Raw genomic sequence first — 12,566 nt, forward strand, 5'->3', positions numbered from 1 at the left:
TATTTAAACCTCTGCGATTAATTTTTCAGTACATGCTTGAGAGTAAGCACGTAAAACTTGACGAATAGTGTCTAATACCAACACCTTAGGATCTGATGAGATTAAGCCTTCACGCAGATGTTGAAATTGCTGTGGCATATATTGACTAAGAAGCGGTAACGGAATCTCAACTCGAGATAAATTTCTAAATAAGGTTGCTTGAGCTTGATTGATCACACTATCAGGCCAGTAATAACGCATACGATCGCTAAAGCTAAAGCAGCGTGAGAAGCGTTGTTCAGATTCATTACCGTGATAATATTTTTGCCAATGCTGCGGCGCTTCACACATTTGTGCTTCAATACATTCACGCAAATTAGAACAATGTGCTTTAGGAATAATTTCAGCTTCAATTTCACATAAATTAAATAGCGCTTCACGCATCGCAAAAGTCAAAGCTGGGCCGACTTTTAAAATAGCAAAGTGATCTTGTACTAATTGACGATAAGCGGCATGAGTTTGATAGTCTGTCGAGTGTGCTTCAAATACCATCTGGGGAAAACTATCAACCACATGACTTAATTGATTTGCTTTCTCTGGGCAATAATCAATAACGCCGGTGTGATCAAATTCAACCCCAGGTTGCACCACTAATCCAATCACACGCGTCCAACAATCAGCGATACCCGCCTCAGTAAACGCTCGTTGATGAGTTTCGATTGTTTTCATTGCAGCTTGCGGAGAGGTAACTTCAACGGTATTTAATGTTTCAGCAGCTCCACCAGGTACAGGGACTTCAGTACCAATAACGTAAACTAAATCACTATAACCAAAAGATTCTATCGCTGTTTTTTCAGCAATCGCACCTAAACGTGCAGCACGCTGAGCAACAATTTCATCACAAAGAGGAATCGGATCATCAGCACAAGACATGCTGCAATCTAAATGGATTTTCTTAAAACCAGCAGCGACATAAGCAGCAATTAAATCATCGGCATTTAACATCGCAGCTTCAGCAGAGAGATGTTGCCAACGGTTAGGACCTAAATGATCGCCACCTAAAATAAGATTATCGGTAGGAAAGTGGAATTGTTCAGCCATCGCTAATACAAAATGACGAAAATCAATCGGAGTCATTCCGGTGTAGCCACCAAATTGATCCACTTGATTTGATGTCGCTTCGATTAATAAAACTGAACCATCATCCAACGCTTGAGAAAATGCAGCCTCAATGACAAGCGGGTGTGCAGAACAAACAGCATAAATACCATTGTTACCGCCTGTTTTATGACGTTGAACGAGAGTTTGTAGGGTGTTCATTAATTAACTCCATAATCATCATCTGTGACATGATCATGGAGTCAATAAGTCAATGCTCTTTTTCGACGATAATAACTTCAACTTTCATTTCACGAAGACCAGCTAAATAATCTTCAGGAATGCCCGCATCTGTTACTAGGATATCAATATTTCCGAATTCACGAATCATATGGCAGCTACGTTTACCAAATTTGGTCGAATCAGCGACTGCAATCACTTGTTCAGAAATTTCACACATTAAACGATTGAGGCTCGCCTCTTGCTCACTGTGCGTGGTGATACCTGCTCGCAAGTCAAAGCCATCAACTCCTAGAAAAACTTTATCAAAACAAAAGTTTTTAAGGCCAGCTTCTGCTTGTGAGCCTGAAAAAGATAACGCTTCTTTACGAAGTACGCCACCTGACATTAATACTTCAACACCGGGTGCTGAAGCCAACTCCATAGCCACATCCAGACCATTGGTCATAACAACAACATTTTCCATACTTTTTAAGCTGGCTGCGATTTCACGCGTTGTTGTCCCTGAATCTAAAATCACAGTGTCGCCATGATGAATAAGCTTGGCAGCAGCTTGGCCAAGGAGCGATTTCACTCCCGCATTATGCCGACGCTTTTCATGAATGGTTAATTCAGCAATCACACCTGAGTTAGGAATTGCTGCGCCATGAGAGCGCACAACATAACCATTCTTTTCCAAGAAACTCAGATCACTGCGAATAGTGACACTAGATACATTAAATTTTTCAGCGAGATCCTCGACACGGGCTTTTCCTTCTAGATTCACCACGTTGACGATTTCCATTCGCCTTTCAATTGCACTTTTCACTTTTGTCTCCTTGTGAAATCAATCAAAATTACTTTCATTTGATTTCGAAATAAGCTTACACCTAAAAAATAAAGCCACAATGCACTAAGACAAAACTTTTGATCTCTTTCACATTCTTTCGTTATCTTTCACAAAAACTCATGCATACTTGCGTAAGTCTTTCTATCATATAGAACGAAAGTCAATAAACCAACCTTTCATCCTTTCAATTTATAAAATAGCACTGAGGCTCCATAATATTTACTGCAATAAAACAAGTGATTACATTATTTTGCTTTCATTTTCTTTTATGTGATCGATTACACAGTCATAAAGCTTTCATTAACTTACGATACGAAGCAAATCAAAGGTACATAATCCAATTGTTTCTATTTATCATTAATAAGGATTCGTTGATGTCTATCTCACGCAGAGGATTACTGAAAGGTATGGCAGCCAGTGGTGCTGTTGCTGCAACCTTATCAGCTGGTTATACCCAAGCTGCAACTGCATCTACATTAAGCTCAAAGAGATCATTAAAAAAACCCAATTTAGTCATTATATTTCCTGATGAATTTCGAGCTCAGGCATTAGGGTTTATGCAACAAGATCCATCAATGACCCCTAATATTGATAAGTTTGCTCGCCAAAGTGCAGTATTACGTCAAGCTGTTTCTAACTTTCCACTATGTACTCCATTTCGTGGCATGTTAATGACTGGGCAATACCCTTACCGTAATGGTATTCAAGGCAATAGCCACACTGGTGTTGAAGGCCAATTTGGTGGTAAAGATTTTGGTATTGAACTAAAGAAAAGCACCTTAACTTGGTCTGATGTTTTGAAAAAGCAAGGCTATAGCATGGGCTACATTGGCAAGTGGCACTTAGATGCACCACAAGCGCCTTTCATTCCTAGTTACAATAATCCCGCAGAAGGACGTTATTGGAATGATTGGACAGCCCCAGATCGTCGCCATGGCTTTGATTTCTGGTATGCCTATGGCACCTATGATAAGCATATGACGCCAATGTATTGGACCAATGATACTACCCGCGATAAGCCACTACGAATAAATCAGTGGAGCCCTGAGCACGAAGCAGATATTGCTATTAAATATTTACGTAATGAAAATGGTCAATACCGTAAACAAGATCAACCGTTTACGTTAGTGGTTTCTATGAATCCGCCCCACTCGCCTTATGATCAAGTACCACAAAAATATTTAGATCGCTTTAGTGGTAAAACATCACAGCAATTAAATACTCGTCCAAATGTACAGTGGGATAAAGCCTATCAAGAAGGCTATGGTCCGCAGTTTTTCAAAGAATATATGGCGATGGTTAATGGAGTTGATGAGCAATTTGGACGCATTGTTGATGAATTAGATCGCCTTAATCTTACCGAAGATACCTTAGTGGTGTTTTTCTCTGATCACGGCTGTTGTATGGGTTCAAATGGTAACCCAACCAAAAATGTTCATTATGACGAAGCAATGCGTATTCCAATGATTTTCCGTTGGCCTGGCAAGCTTAATCCACAACAAAATGATCTGTTATTTTCAGCACCCGATATTTACCCAACCATGCTGGGCTTAATGGGAATGGAAGATTTGATCCCTGATACCGTTGAAGGCACTAACTTCGCCAATACGCTCCGTGGTATTGAGGGTGATAGTAAACCAACCTCGCAATTTTATACTTTTATGCCTTATGGCGGTCAGTCATATGGGCGTCGAGGCATTCGCTCACAGCGTTATACCTTAATGATTGATAGAAAAATTGGAAAGCCACTGACTTATGTGTTGCATGACAATCAAATCGACCCATACCAAATGGATAATATTGCAGCCACTAATCCAATGCTTATCGATAAATTAATTACCGAAGAATTAATACCATGGCTTGAGCACACTGGCGATCCATGGCGACCAACAACCGTACCGGCACACAGTGCCAATGCGTATTTATAGCCGTTCCAAAAATAACCTGTAATACCATTTTTTATTCATTTGACGCTTTCTCTATTGAACAGAGAAAGCGCACCAAAACTCATACTAAATTAAGGACAATCAATGAATACCATCACTAAAGTAATCCTTGCGACGACCCTTTTATCAGCAACAAGTTTTAGCTATGCCAATGATTACAAAACCACGATTGAATATCGCCATGAATATCGCGATGGTACGAATCGTCATGGTGATCGTGTAAAAGCCTTTTTAGATACAGGTAAAAATATTGGTTTTGAATTAGACGCTCGTTATAACAATGATCAACTCAACACCATGTTTGATGGTATGACTATGAACGGTTCTGAGTTTTCAACCTATTATTATAAGAAATTAACTGACAATATTATGGGTATCGGTGGTCTTTCTTTTGATTTTACCCCTGCCGGACTCGTCTATGTTCCTTATGCACGTTTAAATTACCGTTTTGATAATGGTATTCGTGTTCAAGGTCGTTATAAGTGGAAATTCTGGGATTATAATCAACAAAACCAAAACAAAGAGAATTACGTCTCTAAAATCCAAGAGGTCGATTTCTGGCTAGGCTACAATACTACCAATTGGGACTTCCAATATGAGTTCCAAATTTGGAAAGAAATGGAAAGTAAAGCACTGCCACAATTTGATAATAAAGATACAAACTATCTGCATAACTTCCGCTTAATGTACACCTACAAAACCGTTGAAGGCACAATGTGGCGTCCCTTCGTAGAAGTCGGTAATGTGAGTCAAAGTCGCTACACTGATAACCGTCAAACACGTTACCGCATGGGTATTAAATACACATGGTAAGAATATAAGAATATAAGAATGCCAGTGACTTACCATCACTGGCATTTTTATTTTATAGCGTTTACGTTTTTAGCCGCGTAATTTAATGGGATGATTTACCACGGATTTTATTAATAAACGTCACAACCACCAGCACGACAATCCCAGCCAATATGCCAACAACACCATTTAATAATGGCGGCACAATTGAATGAGATCCTGGAAAAGAGACCAACTGAGTAAAATGTTCTACCACGACATGTGCTTGTGGAATACTGTGCACAACAATGCCCCCTCCAACTAAGAACATTGCGATAGTGCCGACAACAGCTAATATTTTCATTAAATAAGGTGCTACATTCACTAATAAAGAGCCAAAACTACGTTTTAAACCCGCACCTTTACTGTGATTCACAAGGTATAACCCAGCATCATCAAGCTTAACAATAGCGGCAACAACACCATAAACACCTGCTGTCATAACAACTGCAATTAAACTCACCACAATAGCTTGAGTTAAGAATGGATGATTTTGTACCGTTCCTAATGCAATGACGATAATTTCAGCTGATAAAACAAAATCAGTTCTTACTGCACCTTTTATTTTTTCGCGTTCATAAGCAACTAAATCAACCGCTTCTGTTGCTAATTGCTCCGATGCTTGTTGTGCCTCTTCATCACCATCAGAAAATAATTTCTCTGCGATTTTTTCCACACCTTCAAAGCATAAAAACAAACCACCCAATAATAGCATTGGCATAATTAACCATGGTGCAATAACACTAATTAATAATGCAGCAGGCACTAATATGAATTTATTTTTAAATGAACCTTTAGCAACGCCCCACACTACGGGCAGCTCACGTTCTGCACGCACCCCCGATACTTGTTGAGCATTGAGCGCCAAATCATCACCTAATACGCCAGCAGTTTTACGTGCTGCCACTTTAGTCATTAATGCAACATCATCAAGAACGGTTGCGATATCATCAAGCAATGTTAATAAACTTACGCCAGCCACTGCATACTCCTCACTAAGAACTTATATGGTTCTAATTTAATAATTGCGTATTTATAAATATAACAAATGGATTAAATACATTATTTGTAACTAATTGTTACCATTATATACTATTTATTGCAGTAACTTTTTAAATAAGCAATTAACCTAAACGTGAATAATTTACAGCAATAGATCGTTAATTAATTAAGCATAGCTGTTACTAAACAATCTATTATTATGCTTAGCTATTTATTTTAATATTCATATTTAATTAAAATAATCATCTTTCATCATAACGATAAATCTTTTTTGTTTGCGCTAAAAACAATTCAATTGTCTAATCGCAGCGCACCCAAGGATTGGTTCGAGGTGTAGACTGAGATTGCATCGGGCATTCTTATTCCCTGTCATATTGTGCTTGTTGTAACAGCACTACCTTTAAGGGTAATGACAATGAAAACTCTCACGGCATTATACTCAAGGCTTTTTTTTAGCCTCAATAAAGTATGCGATAACGCAATAACTAAAACCAAAGCTAATCAATCAACAACATCTCGCTTGTTCATGACTTGTAATGATGATTCCAGCTCAGGTAGTCCCAGAAGCTTGTAATTGAAAACGCTATCCGTCATTGACGACGTTATTAGATTTCAATAACAGCCTACTTTTATTCTGACCATTATCGCGTCAGGCATCACACTATTTCGATATTTACTGCAGCCACGCAGGGATGTTTATCATCTGTGCTTTAAGAGGGTTGACGTATTTTCGCTCAGGAAGAGATTAAACAATGAGTGATTGGACAATTAATAATGCCCGTAATGTTTACAACACACCTTACTGGGGTCAAGGTTACTTTGATATAGCATCAGACGGTTCTGTTATCGCCCGTCCTGATGTTAATAATCCCACCAATACTATTGGGTTATCACAACTTGCCGATGAATTAATTGCCGCAGGTGCTTCATTACCTGTTTTAGTTCGTTTTCCAGATATTCTTCACCACCGCGTTGACAGCCTATGTGGCGTTTTTAATCAAGCGATTGAGAATTATGGCTATCAAGGCGAATATCTTGCGGTTTATCCCATCAAAGTAAACCAGCAGCAAGAAGTGGTTAGTGAAATTTTAAAAAGCCAATATGCTAAACAACAACGTCAATTAGGCTTGGAAGCGGGCAGTAAACCAGAGCTAATGGCAGTGCTTGCGATGGCACAAGAAGCAAGCTCGGTGATCGTCTGTAATGGCTATAAAGACAGAGAATATATTCGATTAGCATTAATCGGTGAAAAATTAGGTCACGAAGTTTATATCGTGCTAGAAAAACTGTCTGAGCTAAACATTATCTTACAAGAAGCAGCAGAGCTTGGAGTGACTCCTCGTTTAGGTATTCGTGCCCGTCTTGCCTCTCAAGGTAAAGGTAAATGGCAAGCAAGTGGTGGCGAAAAATCTAAATTTGGCTTATCTGCATCACAAGTATTAACCGTAATTGACGCATTACGTCAACGTGACATGCTTGATTGCTTACAGCTATTACACTTTCATTTAGGCTCACAGATTGCCAATATTCGTGATGTCCGTAATGGTGTTGGTGAAGCGGGCCGTGTTTATGCTGAACTTAAAAAATTAGGGGCTGGTATTTCTACGGTTGATGTCGGCGGTGGTTTAGCGGTTGATTATGAAGGAACGCGTAGTCAAAGTAGTTGCTCAATGAATTACAGCATCAATGAATATGCAAATAATGTGGTCTATGTATTAGGTGATATTTGTAAAGAATATAACATGCCTATGCCGCGTATTATTTCAGAGTCAGGCCGTAATCTTACCGCTCATCATGCCGTTTTGATTACCGATGTAGTGGGTATTGAAAGCTACAAAGTAGAATCAATCAATCCACCGACTGAAAATGCGCCGCATATTTTGCATAATATGTGGCGTTCTTGGAAAGAGCTAACAGAACATACTGATCATCGCTCATTAGTTGAGCTTTATCATGATAACCAAAGTGATTTAGCAGAAGTTCACTCTCTTTTTGCCGTTGGTATGATCAGTTTTATTGATAGAGCATGGGCAGAACAAGTCAGTTTGCGTTTATGCCATGAATTAGCTCACACACTATCAGCCCAAAACCGTACTCATCGACCGCTACTCGATGAATTACATGAGCGTTTAGCTGATAAGTTTTTTGTGAATTTTTCTCTATTCCAATCATTACCAGATGCATGGGGCATTGAACAAGTCTTTCCTATTTTACCATTAAGCAATTTAAATAAAGCGCCTGAACGCCGAGCTATTATCTTAGATATTACCTGTGATTCCGATGGTACGATTGATCAATATGTTGAAAACCAAGGCATAGAAAGCACACTACCAGTACCCACATGGAGTGATGAGCAACCTTATCGTATTGGTTTCTTTATGGTGGGTGCTTACCAAGAAATTTTAGGCGATATGCATAATTTATTCGGTGATACTGATACTGCAGTTGTACGTTGCACTGCAGATGGTAATTATAATATTGAGAAAATAGATCGTGGCGATAATGTCGGTGATGTATTACGTTATGTACACTTAGATCCTAATGATTTCTTACGTCAATATCAGTTAATGGCGGCACAACATCTTGCACAAGATGAACGTGAAAGTATTCTCAAAGAATTGGCAGATGGGCTCGAAGGATATACTTATCTAGAAGATGTTCGCACAATTTAAGACTAAAAATTAGTCGTCCTATTTAGAGTATCCTAGCACTACAATAAGATAGTGATAGGACTCTTAGTAGGTCTTTTGCCCTAATATTGTTGTTGGAGAAAACCATGGCAACACTAGCTAATTACCCAGATTATTCTTTATTCGCCAATGCGTTTGGCTTTTTACGTCAACCATTAAATTTTTCACCAATGGAATCAGACGCTGACGTTATTATTACTGGAGTACCATTTGATATGGCGACTACTGGCCGTTCTGGTAGTCGCATGGGTCCTGGTGCTATTCGTCAAATATCGACTAATCTTGCCTGGGAAGGTAAACGCTGGCCATGGAACTTTAGCCTATTAAAATCAATTAAAATTGCAGATTGTGGTGATTTAGTCTTTGATTGCGGTGATGCAGGTCAAATGTGTGAACGCCTAGAAGCACATGCGAGCGGTTTATTAGAACAAGGGAAAACCCTACTTACTTTTGGTGGTGATCACTTTGTTACACTGCCCTTACTTCGCGCTCATGCAAAACAATTTGGCAAAATGGCATTAATTCACTTTGATGCCCATACTGATACCTATGATCAAGGCAGTAAATTTGATCATGGCACCATGTTCTACCATGCGCCGAAAGAAGGTTTAATTGATCCTACGCGCTCAGTGCAAATTGGTATTCGTACCGAGCACAGTGACAAACTAGGGTTTAATGTTATCTCAGCTGATACTGCTAATGATTGGAGTGTGGCACAGATTGTTGAAAAGATTAAAGCGACTGTCGGTGATATGCCGGTTTACTTAACTTTTGATATCGATTGTTTAGATCCTGCTTATGCTCCAGGTACTGGTACGCCTGTTTGTGGCGGTATCACATCGGATAAAGCCCTGAAAATTATTCGTGGTTTACAAGGTATTCATTTAATTGGTATGGATGTAGTTGAAGTTGCTCCTGCTTATGATCATGCCGATATTACAGCATTAGCTGCTGCCACTATTGCAACAGACCTATTGCATCTTTGGGCAAGTCAAAAGGCCATAAACCAAACAAAATAATAAAAAACGCCAGTGTTTTAAGTACCTAAAACACTGGCGTAAATTTATAAACAGATCAGATAGTGACTATAAATACAAAATACTGCCCCAAGTGATAACAACCAAAGCCAGCGCAACAAATACCGCAGCTGAACCAATATCTTTCGCTCGACCACTCAGCTCATGATGTTCAGGTCCAATACGATCAACTACCGCTTCAACAGCTGAATTAATCAATTCCGCAATAACCACAATAAATAATGAACTAATCATCATTAATCGTTCAATTTTTGTCACTGGCATAAAAAATGATACGATCGTCATGATAACTAATAGAATACTTTCTTGACGAAAAGCGGCTTCATTTATCCACGCCGCTTTTAACCCTTGTATCGAATATCCGGTTGCATTAATGATCCGTTTTAAGCCCGTAGCGCCAGGTTTCATGGTTGTCTCTCTGTGTTATTTTTTAAATACTTAAAGTGTTTATAACTCATGATACATTTTGAACAATGAAATAAAAGTAAAAGAGGACTTCTGCCCTCTTTTTATTTTATATATCACTCAATAATATTATTGCGACACTGGGAAAATATGTCTAACTTAGGATCGTAAACGGTGGTTTTAACGTCCATCATGCCTAATAAAGAATGGAATAAATTATCTTGCGAATAGCCACCAGCAGCCGCTTCACGCTGTAAACATTGGCGGTTTATATGTTGACTTTGCTGATAAGCAGGCGATAACCATAATATTAGCGGCACTGTTGTTTGTTCTTTTGGTGCAATAGAATAAGGAAGACCATGTAAATACACCCCATCTTCCCCCAGTGACTCACCATGATCTGCCATATAAATCATCGCAGTATTGGCGTTATGATCGTCGTTTTTCAGTATATCAATCACACTGCTTAAAATATGATCGGTATATAAAATTGTATTGTCATAAGTGTTAGTGACCTGCTCACGGCTACACTCTTGCAAATTGCTGGTATTACAGGTTGGCTTGAACACTTTAAATTTAGCTGGATAACGATCGTTATATGTTGGACCATGACTACCAATAATATGTAATACAATAAACGTATCTTGTTTGGCATCATCAATTTGTGCCTGTAGATTTTTCAATAATACTGCATCGTAACAGGTACCGTCATGACAAAGCTTAGGATCACTATCCGCGTTAATCACAATATGCTTAACCCGATCGCATACTCCTTTACAGCCACTATCATTGTCTTTCCAATCAACATCAATACCTGCACGTTGTAAAATATCTACCGCGGTATCTTGATGACGAGCCGCTATCGCATTGTAATTAGCTTTAGTCATTACCGAGAACATACAAGGCAATGACACTGCCGTTGCCGTACCACATGATTTTACATTTAAAAAACTGATCACATTACGTTTTGCTAACTCAGGATTTGTATCACGATCATAACCATTTAATGAATAGTTCATTGAACGAGAAGCCTCGCCAACAACCATGACCACAACATTATGCTTGCCTCCTTGATAACTATCTTGGGCATCTATCCCTAACTGAGTAAATGGCATCTTAGCTTCAATAAGCTGATATTTAGCATAACGAAAAGTGGCTGAAATATAATTAGTTGGATTAATAAGGGCTTTAATTTCAGAGTGGTTGCGTACCAACGAGGCATAATCTTTATAGTAACCCGCAGCAATAATAACAATCACTAATAATGAAATAATTATACTCAGACTACGGGCAATTAATTCTTTTACAATGGGACGATAAACAACATTTATTCGCCATAAAATAGAAATAGGAATAATGGCAATAATAACTATCCATGCCAAACCTGCCATAGAAAAATAACTGCTTGCTTCTGCTGAATTAGTCTCAAATACATTAACAATCATGCCATAGTCAAAATACACGCCATAACTATACATGGCGTACGTGGCTAAACTTGAGATAAATATTAAAATTGAAAGCAATGGACGCTGTATCCATGGCCATAATAATAAATTAAAAATAATATTTAATGCAGCAATAATAAACAATGGAATTGTAGCAATAAAGATCACATCATTCGTACTGCTTTTTAAAAATAATTCACTTAGATGTTTCCATAAAGCAATGTTTTGTATAGCAGCAAAAAAAATAGCAACCAGTAATATATAATTGATGCTAGATAAACGAATTTTCATTATGGAGTATTCCTAATATTTCATAACGATCACACAAACTACCAGCACCTTTATGGATTAGAGCAACTGGTAAGCATAAAGCCAACCGTGGCCATCATTATTCCATTAAGGGCGGTGATTATGCCTATAAAGACCACTAATAGACATCCTTCGCAACAATTTGATTAAAATTATTAATGCAAACATAGATTGATATAATGGTAGCTCATTTTTATATATTTATGGAAAATGTTACACTAAAAGCAGTAAAGGAGAATACTGTGAATTTACTTCAACCGATTGATAAACTTGCTTGGCTTCATATTCATCAACGTAAATTACTTGCGGTACGCTCATTTGGGAAAGCACTCTATTATCTTCCTGGGGGAAAACGTGATACGGGGGAAACAGACGCCCAAGCATTAATTCGTGAGATACAAGAAGAATTATCCGTTGATCTTACTCCTAACTCGCTATGTTATGCTGGTAGCTTTCAAGCCCAAGCTCATGGTAAAGCGAACGGAGTAATGGTAAATATGACTTGTTACTATGCTGAATATAATGGTTCTCTATTTCCTGCATCTGAAATTGAAGAAATTCGATGGATCAACAGTCATGATGTAAGTATCAGCTCTACTGCAACATTAATGATCTTAACGCAATTAAAAAATCAAAATTTGATTGATTAAATATTAATACAAAAAGCACATATCTAAAAAACGCCAATACATTAACATGTATTGGCGTAATTTAGGGTACAAGGGGAAAAGTACCCTGTATTAACACAATAAAGC

The 12,566-nt window shown here is 38.3% G+C and carries 10 protein-coding genes; 5 read left to right on the top strand and 5 right to left on the bottom strand.

Translation table 11 applies throughout. The annotated features are described in order from the left end of the window. Positions 1 to 3: 3 nt before the first annotated feature. The gene (kbaZ, locus tag OC457_RS17120; protein WP_080174636.1) at positions 4 to 1,299 is read right to left on the bottom strand and encodes a tagatose-bisphosphate aldolase subunit KbaZ; all 1,296 of its coding nucleotides are present in this window, start codon (positions 1,297 to 1,299) and stop codon (positions 4 to 6) included. A gap of 49 nt (positions 1,300 to 1,348) precedes the next feature. After that, positions 1,349 to 2,125: a transcriptional repressor AgaR gene (agaR, locus tag OC457_RS17125; protein ID WP_080174637.1), complete on the bottom strand. Its 777-nt coding sequence runs from the start codon at positions 2,123 to 2,125 to the stop codon at positions 1,349 to 1,351. 395 nt (positions 2,126 to 2,520) lie between these two features. Between agaR and OC457_RS17130 the strand changes: the two genes are divergently transcribed. Next, positions 2,521 to 4,074 (top strand): sulfatase family protein, encoded by a 1,554-nt coding sequence (locus OC457_RS17130; protein WP_080174638.1) that lies wholly within the window; start codon positions 2,521 to 2,523, stop codon positions 4,072 to 4,074. Between the two features lie 102 nt (positions 4,075 to 4,176). After that, positions 4,177 to 4,905 carry an oligogalacturonate-specific porin KdgM family protein gene (locus OC457_RS17135; protein ID WP_080174639.1) on the top strand — a complete coding sequence of 243 codons (729 nt, stop codon included), beginning with the start codon at positions 4,177 to 4,179 and terminating at the stop codon, positions 4,903 to 4,905. An 82-nt stretch (positions 4,906 to 4,987) separates the two neighbouring features. Here the strand turns inward: OC457_RS17135 and OC457_RS17140 are convergent, their stop codons facing one another. After that, entirely contained in the window at positions 4,988 to 5,905 is a 918-nt protein-coding gene (locus tag OC457_RS17140) for a DUF808 domain-containing protein (protein WP_080174640.1), read from the bottom strand. 772 nt (positions 5,906 to 6,677) lie between these two features. Between OC457_RS17140 and speA the strand changes: the two genes are divergently transcribed. Together speA and speB are read left to right on the top strand one after the other, a co-directional pair. Further along, positions 6,678 to 8,597, top strand: a complete 1,920-nt coding sequence (gene speA / locus OC457_RS17145; protein WP_080174641.1) for a biosynthetic arginine decarboxylase — start codon at positions 6,678 to 6,680, stop codon at positions 8,595 to 8,597. 104 nt (positions 8,598 to 8,701) lie between these two features. Beyond that, positions 8,702 to 9,634 (top strand): agmatinase, encoded by a 933-nt coding sequence (gene speB, locus OC457_RS17150; RefSeq protein WP_080174642.1) that lies wholly within the window; start codon positions 8,702 to 8,704, stop codon positions 9,632 to 9,634. A 66-nt stretch (positions 9,635 to 9,700) separates the two neighbouring features. Here the strand turns inward: speB and OC457_RS17155 are convergent, their stop codons facing one another. Beyond that, complete coding sequence (locus tag OC457_RS17155; protein ID WP_080174643.1) at positions 9,701 to 10,060, bottom strand: diacylglycerol kinase; 360 nt, start codon at positions 10,058 to 10,060, stop codon at positions 9,701 to 9,703. Positions 10,061 to 10,173: 113 nt separating this feature from the next. Beyond that, positions 10,174 to 11,793, bottom strand: coding sequence for a phosphoethanolamine transferase EptA (gene eptA, locus OC457_RS17160; RefSeq protein ID WP_080174644.1), 1,620 nt, complete (start codon positions 11,791 to 11,793; stop codon positions 10,174 to 10,176). A 260-nt stretch (positions 11,794 to 12,053) separates the two neighbouring features. On the opposite strand from eptA, the gene OC457_RS17165 reads away from it, so the two are divergent. Then, complete coding sequence (locus tag OC457_RS17165) at positions 12,054 to 12,461, top strand: NUDIX hydrolase (protein ID WP_235866935.1); 408 nt, start codon at positions 12,054 to 12,056, stop codon at positions 12,459 to 12,461. Positions 12,462 to 12,566: the final 105 nt, after the last annotated feature.

Source organism: Photobacterium toruni (assembly GCF_024529955.1).
Taxonomy (GTDB): Bacteria; Pseudomonadota; Gammaproteobacteria; order Enterobacterales; family Vibrionaceae; genus Photobacterium; species Photobacterium toruni.

Bases quoted from the DNA above. Each gene is read 5' to 3' on its own strand.
- kbaZ (WP_080174636.1), bottom strand. From the start codon at position 1,299: ATGAACACCCTACAAACTCTCGTTCAACGTCATAAAACAGGCGGTAAC.
- OC457_RS17130 (WP_080174638.1), top strand. From the start codon at position 2,521: ATGTCTATCTCACGCAGAGGATTACTGAAAGGTATGGCAGCCAGTGGT.
- OC457_RS17135 (WP_080174639.1), top strand. From the start codon at position 4,177: ATGAATACCATCACTAAAGTAATCCTTGCGACGACCCTTTTATCAGCA.
- speA (WP_080174641.1), top strand. From the start codon at position 6,678: ATGAGTGATTGGACAATTAATAATGCCCGTAATGTTTACAACACACCT.
- speB (WP_080174642.1), top strand. From the start codon at position 8,702: ATGGCAACACTAGCTAATTACCCAGATTATTCTTTATTCGCCAATGCG.
- OC457_RS17155 (WP_080174643.1), bottom strand. From the start codon at position 10,060: ATGAAACCTGGCGCTACGGGCTTAAAACGGATCATTAATGCAACCGGA.
- eptA (WP_080174644.1), bottom strand. From the start codon at position 11,793: ATGAAAATTCGTTTATCTAGCATCAATTATATATTACTGGTTGCTATT.